The sequence below is a fragment of the Palleniella intestinalis genome, assembly GCF_013166595.1.
GTDB classification, from domain to species: domain Bacteria; phylum Bacteroidota; class Bacteroidia; order Bacteroidales; family Bacteroidaceae; genus Prevotella; species Prevotella intestinalis.
Genome location: NZ_JABKKG010000008.1, coordinates 105627 through 121686, shown reverse-complemented (window position 1 = coordinate 121686; position 16060 = coordinate 105627). Strand labels below are relative to the sequence as shown.

Below are 16060 nucleotides of genomic sequence, written 5' to 3'. Positions count from 1 at the left end.
TGGTTTTCCAAAAAAATCAGTATTTTTGCACCTATAAAAAATAAGGAGGTGAATATTATGAACGGTTTGTCAGAACAATTGGGCATCATAAAGAAATTCATAAAGCTCTATGCCGGCGAGGGTGATGAAGAGCAGGCACGCCGGGCGGTCGAGGCAGTAACGCCTGTTGCCGAAAGCGGCGATGCCAAGGTGCAATATCTGCTTGGCAAGTATTATTCATGGGGCTATCATCACGACTGTGACAATCAGAAAGCGATTTATTGGTTTGGGAAAGCCGCAGACAGTGGTGATGAACGGGCTGCCGAAGCATTGATGAATCTCTATGTTTATGATTGCCCTGAGGATATTAAGCCGGAAGAAGGTGTGGAGGAAGCCTGCAAATGGTATGACCGCTGGATAGAGATATTGACAGCCAAAGCAGCCAATGGCGATGTTGCGGACAAGATTAGCTTGGCAGACATTCTGCTGTATGGCGACGATGTGCCGGATGAGGTTTTGGAGAGTTTTACGGATGAGGATGACGAGCGGAGTCTGCTGCAGGCCATAAAACTATATAAAGAGGTTGTCAAATGCGATAGTGATAACTTCTTGCAGTCGGAGGCTTTGTACAGAATGGGGTGCGCCTATAATGATTTGGGAGAATGGAAAAAGGCACTTGCCTGCTTCAAGAAAGCGGTGAAACTGAACAACAATGAGGCGTATGTGAAAGTCGGCGACGCTTACCGCTATGGCAACGGTGTCGAACAGGATGATGCAAAAGCCCGCAAATGGTATCGCAAGGGTGCGGATTTGGGCGAAATCATGGCAATTCTGAGGCTTGCCGACTGTTATAAGAACAGCATCGGAGGAAAGCAGGATTATGCGAAAGCAATGGAATTGTACATGTGCCTTGCCGAGCGCACCGGTCGCAGGTGGGAACATCAGTCTGTAGGAATAGGCACGGCATTGTATGAGCTTGGCTGCATGTATATGGAAGGACTTGGCGTACAGCCTGACATGAAAAAAGCATGCCACTACTTCAAACTTGCCGCCAAGAAAGGGAACGGCTATGCCGAAAACGCACTGAATGATGAACGATTGAAGAAATTTAAATAATTTACACCATGACAGAACAAGATATACGTTGGAACAGATTTATAGAAGAAATATGCGGACGCGACTTGCCGACTCTTTCAACGATCCAGAAAAAAGCGGTTCTTTGTTTCCGGTATGATTCGGAGATGGAGAGCGGCGGTCATTCCGGCTATATGGAAAATCATCCCGATACCAATCCCGATGAGTTAGAAGAGGCTCTTCTTACCGTTGGCGACAAGGACATGGCCGATAATTACCGCAAGGCAATCACTGATGGCGAAGAGGATGATTGGGAAGAGACCGACAATGCTTATTACGATTTCGAGCCGTCGTTGTGCGACTGCCTTCAGGAGTTTGTGGAGAAGAACAAGGATATTATTTTTGACTAAACAGCTGAGCCACTATGGAAAGAAAGGAACTGTTTGACATCATAAAGCGGTGGATTGCCGACGGAGGCGATGCTGAAGAGGCACAGCAAGCAGCCGACGCTGTCACGCCGATAGCCGAGAAGGGCAATGTGCAGGCGCAATTGCTTCTTGGGCATTATTATTATCACCTTGACTGCGATAATCCCCGATTCATCCCTTGGTTTGAGAAAGCTGCCACGAATGGCAATGAGAAGGCTGCCGGATTCCTGTCCGATTATTACCGCTATGTCGCTGACGACCTTGATGCGGAGGAGAAAAAGGCATTGGGCAGAAAGTGGCATTACCGGAAAATCGAAATCCTGAAGAAGAAAGCGGACAAAGGCGGGGCAACTGCTGCAAAGGCTCTTATGAATCTCTATGTCTATGAACGTCCCGACGATATGACAGAGAAAGAAGGGCTTGCCACTGCCATAGAGTGGTACGACCGCCGGGTTGACATATTGAGGGCGAAAGCCGAGAACGGAAACGCCAAGGACAAAAAGAAACTGGCGGATATGCTGTATTGGAAGAATGAGGTGCCCGAAGAAATCCTGTTTGACATCCGTGACCGGCATGGAGAGGCGATGGAGCTTTACAAGGAACTCACCGATACGGAAGGCGACGGTTTGTCCTATTATAATTTGGGGCATGTGTACAGCCGGGAGGAGAATGGTTTTGAAAAAGCCTTTGAATGTTATCTGAAAGCTGCGGAGTTAGGGCATGTCGCAGCGTATGGCGATGTTGCTTCGGCATATCTTGACGGAGAAGGAGTGGAACGAGACCATGCGAAAGCCTTTGAATGGTTCAAGAAAGGGGCGGACAGTGGCGATTGCTTTTCCCAAATGAAACTTGCGGAATGCTACAAGCGCGGTGTCGGATGCGAAAAGGATTATACGGCAGCCATGGAGCTGTACCAACGTATGGCAGCCCGCAAAGGCAACAACACGGGAAATGCGGAATACGAACTCGGCAACATGTACCTTAAAGGACTTGGCGTTGAGCAGGACCTGCGGAAGGCTTACGACTATTTCAAGCAAGCCGCAGCCCATTATAACCGTGCTGCCGAGAACGCATTAAACAACAAGAAGTTCCGTGATTTCAGAAGATAAGGAGTAATCTCGTACAATGGAAAAAGACGATATAACGGAGCTGATAGGACGGATGTGTGCTCCCCGTGAGCCGGAGGCACACTGCTCGTGGGAGACTACTTCCTGGAAGGCTTTTCGTGAAGCGGAGCAACTGACGGACAAAGCTTTGTTTCCTGTATTGGAGGAGATAATCAGTGAAAGCGGTTTGGACATTCGCAAGGCTGCTTATTTCATTTACAAGAAACTGTTGGTCCGACAGTTTGATGAAGGCAAGTTTGCCTTTTTGCTCTCACAGTTGGACAAAGAGGTAGCAAAAGGCGAGTATAGGTGGTGGAATGACTTTCTTTGCGAGATGGAAATAAATCCCTACACTCCCATAACGCCTTTGCTCGCCATTGCCGAAAGAGGCGACAAGTATGATGTGAAATGGGTTTGCCGTGACATTGAGGTCTATGCCGGAAGAGGTAACGCCGAATCAATCAATGCTCTTCCTGCATTGAAAGAACGTGTAAAGGCTGCCAAGAAAACACAGCGACAGGCAACAGCAGACATCCTGAAAGAACACGGCATAGAGTCAAAGAGCGATATGGACAAACTAAGCAATGAGGATTCCGCCATACTCTACGAAGCCTTGAAATCCGGAGTGCTTGAAGCATACGACATCACTCCAAAGCGACTGGAAAAACTCATTGAAAAGATTTTAAAGCAAGATGCCGATGAACAGAATCTTTGAAACAGAAAGTCTTGACGAACTCCGCAAACACCTCTTGCAACAATCGGACACCGAGCGGTTGCGTGAGCAGTTGTATGCCGAGTTCCTGAAGCATTCGCAATACAGTAACGCCTCCGAATGGAACACAGCAGTAAGGATTTGCGAAGCCCTCGCCATTATCGGCTGGGGGAAGCATGAGCCTGTGGAAGCAATACGAGGAGCGTATTTTAACGGCAATCCAAACACCTATTTCGCTAACAAGGATGCAAAACCACGCTTCCTTGATGCCGTATGGTCGAAGCGCAAGGAAGGTTTCGCCATTGACCATGGGCTGTCATTCTTCTATGGCAGTGCGGAGAATCCATTGGATAAGCCTGTCCGCCTAAGCGAGTCGGTCGATGAAGCGCAAGACATCAAATTATGCAGCCAGCGCAATTGGATTCCCAAGAATCCTATACGCATCACTCGTGGTATAGCCAACTGCTACGAAAACTCCAAACCGCTGATTGAAAGCGTGGAAAAGGACCTCATGCCGGAACTCAACCGATGCATGCGCCCTGAGTTGTACGGCACTGCCGTGGATTGCATACTGCTTAATCTCTCGTTCAGTTTTTATGACAACTACCATTGCAAGACCAACTACATCATTGCCGACGAGTCACTGAAACTGAAACAGAAAGACTTCTATCCGAAACTCCTCGAAATGTATTCGGAAAAGGAGATAGAGGACAACGGCTATTATCTGAGAAACCGTTTCACCTACGGCCCGTTCCGCACCGACACCGGCACCACACGTGTGACGATTGTTCTGGAAAAGGAGTTCAGCCAACTGTCCGTGCAGGAGCAAAAACAATTGCTGGGCGAATACTTCATCCATGCCGTTGAACAAGTGGCGAAACGTTTGGCACGGAAGGTGAATTATGACTTTCAGCTGATGATTGCCGACTTTGAATCAATATTGGAATCTTGGAACAAGCGCAATGACTAAATGAAAAAAGGATTATACATGCACAGGGACAACGTCTATTACGGGCGTTACGATGAGAAGCAAGTTTCGGGCTCTGTCCTCGTTTCTGCGTGGGTGGAACCGGAGCAGATACACACGGACTACCCTATAAAAGAGGACGACCATGCAGTAATGTTCAATGACAACCACCGACTGCTTGAGCCGGAACTTGTGGATTTGCAGACCATGCTCTGCCAAATGAAATCATTCATAACCCTGAATCCCGGAGAAAAAGCCGATTTCAAAAGTACGGAGAAAAGGCTCGGTGTAAAATTCCCGAAAGAACTGAAACTGATATATACGGCAATCCTCAACCAAGAGGAATATTTCACAAGCACTGCGCATTTCCTGCCACTCGATGAGGTGTATGTGGAACAAGGCGTGCTCGTGTTCTTCAGGAGAAAGCGCACTCCGCTTGCCGGATATGACATGCAAAGCGGATGCCTTGCAGGATGTTGCAAGAAGCAGTGGGAAGTTTTTGAAGGAGATGAATGTGTCTACAAGTATTGCATTGGCCGGATACTTAATATTGCGATTGACAACAAACCTGTTGTCAAGAAAGGCAGATGCAAAGGCAGTTTTGTGACAACTCTCAATATTGAAAAGGAACTGGCTGATTTCTGCACTGACAAGTATCAGTTGATGACCGATATAAATAGGTATGGAGTTGCCGTGATGTATTCTGCTGACGGGCTTGTGGCAGTCATACAGAGCAACGGATTCTATGCCGACATTCATGCCGGAGCTAATGATGAGGCAGAGTTAATCGCTTTAGGAGAACATTTAGGACAAATCACTTGGAAATAGCTTATGGCAAAACTACAAACAGGCAAAGTCATCGTGTCGAAACGGATAAATGAGGAGCAGCCTTGTTGTACCTTTCAGCACAAGGCGGACATCAACAAGACCGGTTGGGACGGCGATGTTTCAAGTATGTTCCGATAAGCATTGACTGCAACATGGAAGACCCTTATTGGCATTTGCTTGATGTCATCGGCAAGATTACCGACCATGATGCCCTGTATTTTATTGATGCGGACAAATCTTTCCCTACACACCATTAAAATTTCATAGAACTCACGTTATGACAGAATATAGAATCAAAAATACAAGTGATAAGTTTGAGATTGACAAATGCCGTGAGTCGGCAGAATCAGGCTATGCTCCCGCTCAATATCAATTGGGGCAATGCTATGAGGAAGGCATCGGCGTGGAGCGCAATTTGGCAAAGGCTTTCAGATGCTATTGGTTGGCATCCGATAAATGCCGCCCTGCACGGGAACGGCTGAACAAAGATACTTATCAGTGCCAACTTGCCAAATGGCTGAAGAAGGCAGTCAATAGGAAAGACCTTGCGGATGCTGATTTGGCGGAAGCGATGTGTATGCTCGGAAGTTGCTATCAGCATGGCTATGGGGTGGATTGCGACATGACATTGGCCGTTGAATGGTGGCGTAAGGCGGCTGAAATCGGTGATGCCTACGCCTGTGATTGTATGGGTTATTGTTATAGTATCGGACAGGGAGGTCTGCCGAAAGACTTGGAGCAAGCCTTTGCTTATTATCTGAAAGCAGCCGAAAGAGGATATGCCGGAGCATATTTCACATTGGGACTATGTTACAGCGAGGGTAACGGAATCGGTCAGGATGATGAACAGGCCTTCTCGTGGTTCAAGAAAGCGGCAGAGAACGATAACCCTATGGCGTGGGTGGAGCTTGGCAAATGTTATTCAAATGGTAGCGGAGTGCCTGCCGATTATAGCCAAGCCGTCGAATGGTATGGCAAGGCGATTGACACAGACGGTTATGTGTCACCGGACGCGTTGTGCGGTCTTGGCGACTGCTATGCCGCCGGAAAGGGTGTGGAGCAGGATTGGGAGAAAGCTGTGGAGCTGTACCGTCAGGCAGCGGAAATGGATGACCCTGAAGGGCAATACCTGCTTGCCCGGTGTTATGCCGAGGGGCATGGCGTGGAGCAGGATATGGCGGAAGCCGTGCGACTGTACAAGAAAGCGGCGAACAATGTCTGTGAGAACAAAGGCTATTATGGGCATATCGATGCCATGCGCTGTCTTGGCGACTGCTATGCCGGCGGCAATGGCATAAGGAAGAATGCGAAACAAGCCGCTGCATGGTATGCCAAAGCCACGGAATCGGAGGCTGCTTCTAAGTGATTTTGGGACTATTATTGTTTGAAAAAACACTGACAAGCAGTAAAGCTACTCTCTTGCCACCGCTAACGCAGTTCTTTGCACAGACACATCCGGACATTGCATATACAATCAGAGATGTATTTGCGTTTTACCGGACGACACCAATAATTCCTTTTATGATACATAAGAATCCTGACTTTTATCATACAAATCCGACATATTCTAAAGCTCTTCCTGAACAAAACCATCGCTGCGACAAAGCATAGAGAGGACAAACAAGAAAGAGGATGTGCCGATTTGAAGTGAACCCTAAAGTCCTCCGGCACATCCCCTTTATTATAAAGAATTATTCCACAACAACCTTCTTATTACCTATTATATATATGCCTGAAGGGAGTCCCTCCGTGGCAGAGGACATGTCCACTTGCCGCTTTATCAGGACACCTTGGGCGTTATATACATCAACTTGCGCATGGCTGCCGATAACCTCCGTCACGCCGGTTGGCTCGATTGTCGGGTCTGTCACTATTGACAATTTCCCATATTCTGCAACCCATCCTTTGTAATTCTGGTCGGAGAAATCACCGTTGCTCACATAGTTGACAGAGTTGTTGCCGACCTTGATAACGGAGACATCATCAACATACACATCGCCATAGAATGATGAACTCGGCACCATATTGATTGACTTGACAGGCTTCTGTGTCGTGAAACTGATCTCTGCATCCCTCCAAGTTGTAATGATTGTCTGTCCGAACTTAATGTAGTCCTTGCTGATATGGTCATCATACATCACTGTGAAAGAGCAGGAGGTCTGGGCAGACGCCATTAATCTTAGCTTCAACTTGTAATTGCCGGCTTCCAATGGTACGGGGAACCGGTACTTCAACTGCATCTCGTTAGTTTTGTTTTTTTCACGCGAACATTTCAGACATGGATGCTCAACAGGGGAAGGTATAGGCAATATCTCACCCATCTCCCGCCATTCTTCGTTGTTTTTGTACGCTTCCAGACTTTCATCCTTAACATATATGCGTCTGTCACTCCCACTGAAGGCCTGATAAGCAGCAGGCGGCTCGGTGGCAAGAACTGTCACGTCAGATGCCGGACAGCCATTAAAAGCTCTTGCCATATCCTTTACGGATTCTCCAATAACAATATTATAGAGATTGTTACAGTTCGTAGAGATATATCTGCCTATATCTGTCACTGAGTTAGGAATTGTCATTTCGTATAAAGCGCTTCCTGAGAAGGCAAATTCTCCAATGGCAGTGACACTTTCCGGTATTTCCAATGCTGTTAGCGAATGGCATTCTGCAAAGGCACCGTTTCCGATTTTGGTCACAGAGTCAGGAATCTTCACCGATGTCAGGTTTGTATTACTCAACATATCATCACTGATTTCTGTAATATTCTCCGATAAAAGAATTTCCTTCAGTCCAGAATGTGAGAAGGCATAGTTCCCGATTTCCCTTATCGTGTTCGGCATGGAAACCTTCACGACATTTGTTCCTTTAAACGCAGATTCACCTATTCTTGTGACTGTGAATTCCTTGCCATCGGCAATCGCTTTCTCAGGAATATCAATTTCACTTGGCGGGTCCAACGCCTTCACCAAAGTGCATTCCGCAGAACCTTCCTCGTATTCATACACTATATTGTCATAAGTAAATTGCTTCACCAATTCCGGATCTTCAGGGTCTGGGTCCACAGGATCAGGATCTTCAGGATCAGGATCTTCAGGGTCTGGGTCCACAGGATCAGGATCTTCAGGATCAGGATCTTCAGGGTCAGGGTCTACAGAGCCTGACATAGGCAATATCTTACCCATACTACACCATTCTTCGTTGTTTTTGTATGCTTCAAGGCTTTCATCCTTAACATATATGCGTCTGTCATTCCCACTAAAAGCCTGAGAAGCAAAAGGTGGCTCTATGGCAAGAACTGTCACAGTCGATGCCGGGCTGCCACAGAAGGCTTCTGACATCTCCTTTACAGATTCCCCAATAACAATATCATTGAGGTTTTTACAGTCTTGAAAAGCACACCTGCCTATATTTGCCACCTTGTTTGGAATGGTCACTTCACTTAAACTGCTTCCTGAAAAGGCATGGTCTTCAATCTCTGTGATACCGTCATGCAATCCAATATCCTCTAATGATTCACAACCACGGAAAACATCAGATTTAAGTACGGTTAAGCCATTCGGTATGGCAATAGACGAAAGCGATGTGCAGCCCATGAAGGCTCCGCTTCCCAATGTCTGCAGGTTTTCAGACAATACTACACTACGCAAAGATATACAATTTTCAAAAGCAGCACCACCTATTTTCTTTATGGTGTTCGGCATGGAAACCTTCACGACACTTGTTCCTTTAAACGCTGAATCACCTATTCTTGTTACCGTCAATTCCTTGCCATAGGCAGTCACTTTCTCAGGAATCTCTACTTCATACAGAATCTCTACTTCATACAAATAGCCCAACGCCTTCACCAAAGTGCATTCCGTAGAGCCATCCTCGTATTCATAGACAAAATTTTGATCAGCAATAGAACCAATTACAGGCAATATCTCACCCATATTGCGCCATTCGTCGTTATTCCGGTATGCTTCAAGACTTTCCTTTTTGACATATATGCGCCTGTCATTCCCACTAAAGGCCCCGGAAGCAGCAGGTGGTTCAGTGGCAAGAACTGTCACTGCCGATGCCTGACAGTCATAAAAGGCTTCTGACATGACCTTCACGGATTCCCCAATAATAATATTATTTATGCGTGAACAGTTCTGAAAAGCATACAACCCTATGTCTGTAACTTTGTTTGGAATAGCCAAAAACAAAAGCGATGTGCAATGTCTGAAAGCTCCATTTCCCAATGTCCTAAGGTTGGCAGGCAATGCTATGTCACACAAGGAACTGCAACCGGAAAAAGCATAATCGCCAATATCGGTGACGCCGTCAGGTAGTTTTACATCCTTCAGCGCCTCACACCCACTAAAAGTACCCGACATAAGTGTGGTTACACCGTTTGGTATAGCAATAGAAGAAAGCGACGTACAACCCAAGAAGGCACTTTCTCCCAACATCTTAAGGTCGGCAGGCAATGCTATCTTACTCAAAGATTTGCAATAGAAAAAAACATTACTGCCAATATCAGTGATACCGTCATGTAGTTTTATATCCTTCAATGCCTTACACCCACTAAAAGTACCCGACATAAGTGTGGTTACACCGTTTGGTATAGCAATAGAAGAAAGCGACGTACAACCCAAGAAGGCACTTTCTCCCAACATCTTAAGGTCGGCAGGCAATGCTATCTTACTCAAAGATTTGCAGTTGTAAAAAGCCAAGGATTCAATCTCTGTAACTCCGTCTGGCAGTTCCACATTTGTCAGCAACGCACAATCTGAAAAGGCACTTCCTCTGATTTTAGTTACAGATTTAGGAATCTTCACCGATTTCAGCTTTGTAAAGCTAAACATGCCGGAACTGATTTCTGTAATACTTTCTGATAAAACAATTTCTTCCAAATCAGAACTTGAAAAAGCACTGCCTCCTATTTCATTTATAGTATTTGGCATGGAAACCTTCACGACACTTGATTCTCGAAACGCTGCATAGCCTATTACTGTGACTGTTAGTTTCTTGCCATTATCAACCACTGTCTCGGGAATATCTATTTCACGTGGAGAGCCCAGCACCTTCACCAAAGTACATTCCTTCTTAGAGCTATTCCAATATTCATAGACAATATTGTCATAAATGAACTGTCCAGCCATCATCATCTGGCATGCGCCAAGCAACAGCGTCACTGCCAATAGTCTTTTCAATAACATAATAATATCTCCTCTATTCATGATTAATACTGACGCTATTCAGCTGTCAGTGATTACAGCTGCCCTAAAGACCACAACAACTTTGATTAGTCATTATTACGGACAGCTGTAATCTCATTCTATACTCTCATTGCAATAACGGATAAAGTCTTACAGTATCACTTTCACGGTCTTTCCGGAAGCATAGCGGAGGATGTAGATGTCAGAAGGAAGTGCCATAAGCTGTGAACGGTCTGCCTTCTGAAGCAGCTTCATGCCTTTAAGGTTGTAGACATCAAACGATGAATCGTCAACGGCAATGCCCTCCACACCGCTTGATTTGCTGCGGACACCGCGCACAACCACGCCCTGCGTGTTCTTGCGGTTCTCGAAGCCCGGAAGCATGCCTGACATGAGGTACGCTGCCGGATAGTTGCCTGACACCAAGTCTGTGTCGTTGGTCTTTGAAGTCTGGAAGTAAGCCGAACTCTTGTCGTTTCTTGCAGAAACATTCATGTAACCGGTAGCCGGGAAGAAGAGTTTCTCGCCGTTTTTCTTTGAAGTGAACTCAAAGCCTCCGTCCACACTTGACATTGTGCAGTTGTCAAACAGCTCCTGCACTTGCTCCTTGGAAGGAGTGAACCAGCCGTTGCCCATGAACACTGTTGCTGCGTCATACTGTGTGCCTGTCACATCCTCCACAGGGACAACGCGTGGATTATTGTTGACGTATGGGGAAGCGGTGGCCGACCATTTCGTCACAATCTGCGGAGTGGCAAACATGAAGAAGTCGCCCATGTCCTTGGTGGAAGCAGCACCTACATTGGCAGGAGCCCAGATGACACTGAGTCCGAGGTCCACGCCGTCATTGTCTGCCACTTTTCCCACAGTGACCTCGCATACAGCCGCGATGCCTGAGCCGTCAGTGGCAGAAGCTGTGATTTTGGCTGTGCCGTCACCCACTGCCTTCACACGGCCGTAACGGTCGACGGTGGCAACACTCTCGTCGGATGTCACATAGTTCACCAAACGGCATGAAGCATCTTCCGGCTGCACAAAAGCATACAGTGCAGCCTCATCGCCAACGCTGAACTCAAGTTTGTCACTGTTGAGCGCGATGCTGCTGACAGGCTTGGCAGTGGCGTCCGGCTTGTCCTTCACAGGAATGATAAGGCAAGGCGTGTTGCGGTCGGCAGGCTGAAGTTTTGCCCCCGTAAGTGAGAATTCATACATCCATGCCTTGGTGTAGTCTGTGTCGGTGTCCGATGCCCTGTAAGCTGTCGATGTCCAGAATTCGAGAGTCAGATAACCGCTCTTCACCAGCTTGTACACCACCGATGCGCCATTTGTTCCCGTGAAAGTGTATCCACTCACTCTGTTGTCCACGATATAGTCCTGCATGCCAAGCGCAAGCAGTTCCTCCACCTCGGCTTTTGTCGGCAATCGCCAGCCGTCGCCCCACACCATGGAGGCAGCGTCGCAGTTGGTGGAGGAGACTGAAAGCCCCAAATCCATGTCATTAGGCATGAATCCGGCATAGTCCATGTATGAAGCACGGCTGAACGGCGATGCCCACACATACTCGTTAGAATAAGCGTCGGACGAGGATGCCTCCAGATACTGTGTCGACCAGATGACGCTCAGTCCGAGGTCCACACCTTCCTCTGCGGTCTTCGCCGAAGAGTCGGATGCCGGCACAGCAGCGGACATTGTGGCAGTGGACAGAGCCATTCCTGCCATTACCATACCGACACTGCGGGATGCCTTGCCAAAAATTTCCTTGGTGAATTTGCACAAGCCGCTTCTTCCCCATAAGGAAGAAGTTGATGTTGTTCTACTTTTCATTTACTTGTCTGTTTTGGGTTAATAATAGTTTGTAAAACGAATACGTAGAACCACCGCCTAACGTCGTCATGGCCTACCACAGCCAACTTACCTATAGGAAAAAGTGGTTCCACGTTATGCTTCGGACACACTCCACCCATTAGGTAAGTTGAAAAACAGCCTTAAGAAGTCTGATGTGGTAGTTCGACGACGATTAAGCTGTATGTCTTAAAACGAACCTCTCTTAAATTCGTTTATGGCACAAAGGTAATCATTTTTATTCAGATATACAGACTTAATTATTAAAAAAATATTTAAAATAATCATTAATATAGTAACGGTTCGTGAAAGGTAAGCCTTTGTTTTATAAAAAGTGACGGTTTATCAAACAAACGGTGACACCTTGCAACGCAAAGTATCACCATTTGTTTTTCCATTTATTGTCTCACTCATTCCGCACCGTCACATGCCGCCCGTCACATCATAGCGAGAATGTCCTGTCCCACACATTGCCTCTGCCCTCTTTCCTGAAGATAAAGAAGTTGATGGCATAGTGCATAACCACGAAAAGCAGCACATCGACGACAATCATCAGTGTCTGGCTGATGTTGGAGACGAGGTAGTTGACCGTGATGAACATGACAGACAGAAGCAGTATAGCCACCATCGTCATCCTTCCCGTAAGCCCGGTGCGCAGGAGCTTGTGGTGTATGTGGTTCTTGTCGGGCAGGAACGGGTTGCGTCCGTCACGCAGACGGGAGGCGAAAACGCGCACAACGTCGAGCAGAGGGATGGTCAGTGTGCTCAGCGCCACTATGCCTATGTTGTGCAGGGAGTCATTCCACACAGGGTCTTTCTGCCAGAAATGCAGCACAAGGAACGACAGCGTGAATCCCAGAGTGAGACTTCCTGCATCGCCCATGAAGGTCTTGTCGCGCTTGCAGAACACATTATAATAGAAGAAAGAGACAAGCACTCCGAGATAAGCCACCGGAATCAGTGCCCATGTGAAGTTGCCTGAGATGATGTTCAGGCCGGCAATCACCGCCATTGCCACTATGGACAATCCCGATGCAAGTCCGTCGATGCCGTCGATGAGGTTCATGGCGTTGGTGACATAGACCACGAAAAGCACCGTGAAAGGCATGCCTATCCAAAACGGAATGGTACGGATGAAGAAGACATATGAGAAATCTGCCACCCAAAGCCCGCTCACACAGAGTAGCATGGCAGCAAAAATCTGCACACAGAACTTCACCTTGTAGCCTACTCCGTGTATGTCGTCGTACAGTCCGATGACATAGAGCATCATCGCGCCTGCCATGTATGCCAGGAAATGCTGTATCGTGGCACCTTCCCAAACCTTGTCGCCCATCACGCCCATGCGCAGCAGCACCACCAGCACAAGTGTGATTGCGATGACCACAGTGGGGAGGAACATCACGCCGCCCATCCTCGGAATGGGAATCTGATGCACCTTCCTGCTGTCGGGAAGGTCATAGAGGTGCAGCTCTTTCGCCACCGCCACCACACGCGGAGTGAGGAAAATGCCAATGCTGAGGGTGAGGACGAAGGTCACTGCCAAAACAAATATAACGTTCATTGCAAGTTCTTTGTATGTTCTATAATAGTCAGTCCGGATGTCTTTTAATATTTCTCAAAGTGCAGACGCAGCATCTTGTCACGCAGCACCATCCTGTCTCCCGTCAGCCGCTCTACGAAAAATGAGTCCTTCAGACAGTTGATTCCGTGGCGGTTGATGTCGGCAAACCATTTATCTTCCGTCACTTTCTCATCCCCCAAGGTACGGTCGGAGAGGTAAGGCTCGGTGACTGCGACAGTGTCTTTTGCATGGCTGAAGCGGTAGACGAACTTGATTCCCGTGGGCATGTCCTCCGACTGCATCAAGTCTGCCTGGAAAGCCCAGAAGACACGCTCACCACTGTAGTCCACAGAGACACCGCTGCTGAGCGTGTCCACCTGCCTTAGCGACCAGTAGCCGTCAAGTCTGCCATTGTCGGAACTGTGCAGTGAGCATGCTGCAAGCACAGCCGAGAAGATTATAGCGTAGGTTATTTTTCTCATGGTTTGTTTTTTCTGTCAGATTGACAACTTGACAAATTGCCAATTTGCCAAGTTTATGAAAAACTAAAGTTCATACTTCACTGTCATTTGCACTGCCTTGTTGTCCCCGCGAAGCTCACCGAAGTCCGCGCCAAGTCCGAGGGTAAAGGTCACAGGGCGCAGGCAAGAGGACTCTTTCGGAGTGCGGTAGGAGGCCTCGAGAAGCAGGCTCGTGTTCTCCTTCGGCAACATATACGGGTCTGCATATCTGCCCCACCCCTTCTGCCAGCTTGCCTTCAGGCGGTAATGCAACCCTTGCAGAGGGTCGCCGGCGACACCGAAATGCACGGCGCGGAAGCGGTTGCAGTGCGTCCCTATGTACCCGTCATCGTTGTAAAGAGGGGAGAGGTACAGAGGATTGCCCATTACCTGCCCCCAATGCTGCCACCCGGAAAGGCAATAGTGGTTGTAGTAGTCGTCCCGTCCGGCAACATGGTCGCTGATGTTCTCCGTGCGGTCATGGTAGATAGGACCGGACTGATACGTGGTGTTCATGTACTCCAGCACGAATTTGTTGACGATTTTCACCTTCTTCAACTGCAAGTCAAAGCCGAGATTGAAGTCTTTCAATGAATAAACGAAGTATCTGCTGCGCTCCTTCACATTCCAATTCTCTCCCGAACCGTAGCCGTCATAATCGAGGAAGAACATTCCCGAATGGTCCTCAAAGTAATGGTCCATGTACAGTCCTGCCGTTATGCGGTCGTCATTCCACTGCAACCGTGCCACCCACGAACCGAGGATGTTGCCTTCGGCGTTCTCATAAATCCCTTCACCGGCATCGGCTGTCGCACTGCCTACAAAGGCATTCCAGTAGCTTTTAAGGTTGCTCTTCAGCTTTACCGCCTCCTCATGGTTCTCGTTCTCATCCGTTCCTGCCCAGTTGTAGACAGTACCGCCGAACTGCGATGCCATCTCCAGCCCGAGAGTGAGTGTCAGATGATGCGCCTCATCGTCCTTTCCGATGCGCAGATAGCCGGCTTTCTGATGATAGCGCGTGTTCTTGTTCCATTTGTTTGGTGTCCCTTTGGCAAACGATTCCTGCCAGTTACCGTCGGTCATCATGCCGAAGGCGAGATGTCCCTTGAAGGCGAACCACCTGCCGAGTATCGGAATCGTCCAATAATCGTTAAGCCCGAGACGCACCTGAGGCACAGGACGCGCATTGATGCCGAGGGTCTGGGCACCGCTTGCCAGCTCATTGTCACGCAGTTCCATGGGTTGCTGCTTGCTTCCGATGGTCAGCGAACCGAGCTTGTAACGCCCTTCAAAATACGCCTGCTGCACAATGAACGAAGAGGTCGTGTTATATGCCGTGGCGATGTCCAGCCCGTAGCCCACTCCCCACCGTCGTGTGCTGTCGGCAGCGACATCGCGCTCCACCGCCACACGCAAGTATCCGTTGTCCGAATCGAGTGAAGAAAGGCCGTATTTGTTGGCGTTGAGCCACAAAGGGTTAAGTCCCTTGCCCACCGTCACCTGTGTCTCGGCATACGCACCTATGTCGGAAAAGATGTCGCGCTTTGCATCTGCATTGCCCTCTGCCTGCCCGAAGACGGACAGGCAGCCCAAAAACGCCACCACCAATGTATATATTCTCTTTGTCATTCTCATAAATCTTCATTGCGGAGAAGCCCGCAGAATCATAGTCCTTTAGTTTTTAACGCAAAACAACCTTATTTATTTTATAATTGATGCAATAAATTGGAAAGTTTCTTTTCCTGACTGTCCGTTTCATTGATTTCCACCTTCTCGCAAGCAAAATGCTGCGGATTTCTTTGTTTTTCAAAATTAAATGCTTATCTTTGTGGCGCAATTTGCGTTACGCAATTTGCGTAATAAGCATAAAACCCTAACCC

The 16060-nt window shown here is 47.8% G+C and carries 13 protein-coding genes; 8 read left to right on the top strand and 5 right to left on the bottom strand.

The window, feature by feature from the left end; all coding sequences use genetic code 11:
• The first annotated feature begins 57 nt into the window (after positions 1 to 57).
• The 8 genes from HPS57_RS11260 (at position 58) to HPS57_RS11230 (ending at position 6460) form a co-directional block, all read left to right on the top strand.
• Positions 58 to 1095 (top strand): SEL1-like repeat protein, encoded by a 1038-nt coding sequence (locus HPS57_RS11260; protein WP_172183140.1) that lies wholly within the window; start codon positions 58 to 60, stop codon positions 1093 to 1095.
• Between the two features lie 8 nt (positions 1096 to 1103).
• The gene (locus tag HPS57_RS11255; RefSeq protein WP_172183138.1) at positions 1104 to 1463 is read left to right on the top strand and encodes a DMP19 family protein; all 360 of its coding nucleotides are present in this window, start codon (positions 1104 to 1106) and stop codon (positions 1461 to 1463) included.
• A 14-nt stretch (positions 1464 to 1477) separates the two neighbouring features.
• Positions 1478 to 2590 carry a tetratricopeptide repeat protein gene (locus tag HPS57_RS11250; RefSeq protein ID WP_172183136.1) on the top strand — a complete coding sequence of 371 codons (1113 nt, stop codon included), beginning with the start codon at positions 1478 to 1480 and terminating at the stop codon, positions 2588 to 2590.
• Between the two features lie 16 nt (positions 2591 to 2606).
• Positions 2607 to 3302, top strand: coding sequence for a hypothetical protein (locus HPS57_RS11245; protein WP_172183134.1), 696 nt, complete (start codon positions 2607 to 2609; stop codon positions 3300 to 3302).
• On the top strand, positions 3286 to 4269 hold the full coding sequence (locus HPS57_RS11240; RefSeq protein ID WP_172183132.1) for a hypothetical protein: 984 nt from the start codon (positions 3286 to 3288) through the stop codon (positions 4267 to 4269). The genes HPS57_RS11245 and HPS57_RS11240 overlap by 17 nt, the downstream gene beginning before the upstream one ends.
• Positions 4270 to 5094 carry a hypothetical protein gene (locus HPS57_RS11235; RefSeq protein WP_172183130.1) on the top strand — a complete coding sequence of 275 codons (825 nt, stop codon included), beginning with the start codon at positions 4270 to 4272 and terminating at the stop codon, positions 5092 to 5094.
• A 3-nt stretch (positions 5095 to 5097) separates the two neighbouring features.
• Positions 5098 to 5232, top strand: coding sequence for a hypothetical protein (locus tag HPS57_RS14465; RefSeq protein WP_256378292.1), 135 nt, complete (start codon positions 5098 to 5100; stop codon positions 5230 to 5232).
• Between the two features lie 139 nt (positions 5233 to 5371).
• Positions 5372 to 6460 carry a tetratricopeptide repeat protein gene (locus HPS57_RS11230; protein WP_172183128.1) on the top strand — a complete coding sequence of 363 codons (1089 nt, stop codon included), beginning with the start codon at positions 5372 to 5374 and terminating at the stop codon, positions 6458 to 6460.
• A gap of 325 nt (positions 6461 to 6785) precedes the next feature.
• Here the strand turns inward: HPS57_RS11230 and HPS57_RS11225 are convergent, their stop codons facing one another.
• The 5 genes from HPS57_RS11225 to HPS57_RS11205 form a co-directional block, all read right to left on the bottom strand.
• Complete coding sequence (locus HPS57_RS11225) at positions 6786 to 10274, bottom strand: leucine-rich repeat domain-containing protein (RefSeq protein WP_172183126.1); 3489 nt, start codon at positions 10272 to 10274, stop codon at positions 6786 to 6788.
• Between the two features lie 150 nt (positions 10275 to 10424).
• Positions 10425 to 12098, bottom strand: coding sequence for an Ig-like domain-containing protein (locus HPS57_RS11220; RefSeq protein ID WP_172183124.1), 1674 nt, complete (start codon positions 12096 to 12098; stop codon positions 10425 to 10427).
• A gap of 460 nt (positions 12099 to 12558) precedes the next feature.
• The gene (locus HPS57_RS11215; RefSeq protein WP_172183122.1) at positions 12559 to 13680 is read right to left on the bottom strand and encodes an MraY family glycosyltransferase; all 1122 of its coding nucleotides are present in this window, start codon (positions 13678 to 13680) and stop codon (positions 12559 to 12561) included.
• 44 nt (positions 13681 to 13724) lie between these two features.
• Positions 13725 to 14162, bottom strand: a complete 438-nt coding sequence (locus HPS57_RS11210; protein WP_172183120.1) for a lipocalin-like domain-containing protein — start codon at positions 14160 to 14162, stop codon at positions 13725 to 13727.
• Positions 14163 to 14225: 63 nt separating this feature from the next.
• Positions 14226 to 15809 (bottom strand): capsule assembly Wzi family protein, encoded by a 1584-nt coding sequence (locus tag HPS57_RS11205; protein WP_172183118.1) that lies wholly within the window; start codon positions 15807 to 15809, stop codon positions 14226 to 14228.
• Positions 15810 to 16060: the final 251 nt, after the last annotated feature.

What these genes read in the sequence shown, in the direction of transcription:
- HPS57_RS11260 (WP_172183140.1), top strand. Translation starts at nt 58, where the DNA reads ATGAACGGTTTGTCAGAACAATTGGGCATCATAAAGAAATTCATAAAG.
- HPS57_RS11255 (WP_172183138.1), top strand. Translation starts at nt 1,104, where the DNA reads ATGACAGAACAAGATATACGTTGGAACAGATTTATAGAAGAAATATGC.
- HPS57_RS11250 (WP_172183136.1), top strand. Translation starts at nt 1,478, where the DNA reads ATGGAAAGAAAGGAACTGTTTGACATCATAAAGCGGTGGATTGCCGAC.
- HPS57_RS11245 (WP_172183134.1), top strand. Translation starts at nt 2,607, where the DNA reads ATGGAAAAAGACGATATAACGGAGCTGATAGGACGGATGTGTGCTCCC.
- HPS57_RS11240 (WP_172183132.1), top strand. Translation starts at nt 3,286, where the DNA reads ATGAACAGAATCTTTGAAACAGAAAGTCTTGACGAACTCCGCAAACAC.
- HPS57_RS11235 (WP_172183130.1), top strand. Translation starts at nt 4,270, where the DNA reads ATGAAAAAAGGATTATACATGCACAGGGACAACGTCTATTACGGGCGT.
- HPS57_RS14465 (WP_256378292.1), top strand. Translation starts at nt 5,098, where the DNA reads ATGGCAAAACTACAAACAGGCAAAGTCATCGTGTCGAAACGGATAAAT.
- HPS57_RS11230 (WP_172183128.1), top strand. Translation starts at nt 5,372, where the DNA reads ATGACAGAATATAGAATCAAAAATACAAGTGATAAGTTTGAGATTGAC.
- HPS57_RS11225 (WP_172183126.1), bottom strand. Translation starts at nt 10,274, where the DNA reads ATGTTATTGAAAAGACTATTGGCAGTGACGCTGTTGCTTGGCGCATGC.
- HPS57_RS11220 (WP_172183124.1), bottom strand. Translation starts at nt 12,098, where the DNA reads ATGAAAAGTAGAACAACATCAACTTCTTCCTTATGGGGAAGAAGCGGC.
- HPS57_RS11215 (WP_172183122.1), bottom strand. Translation starts at nt 13,680, where the DNA reads ATGAACGTTATATTTGTTTTGGCAGTGACCTTCGTCCTCACCCTCAGC.
- HPS57_RS11210 (WP_172183120.1), bottom strand. Translation starts at nt 14,162, where the DNA reads ATGAGAAAAATAACCTACGCTATAATCTTCTCGGCTGTGCTTGCAGCA.
- HPS57_RS11205 (WP_172183118.1), bottom strand. Translation starts at nt 15,809, where the DNA reads ATGACAAAGAGAATATATACATTGGTGGTGGCGTTTTTGGGCTGCCTG.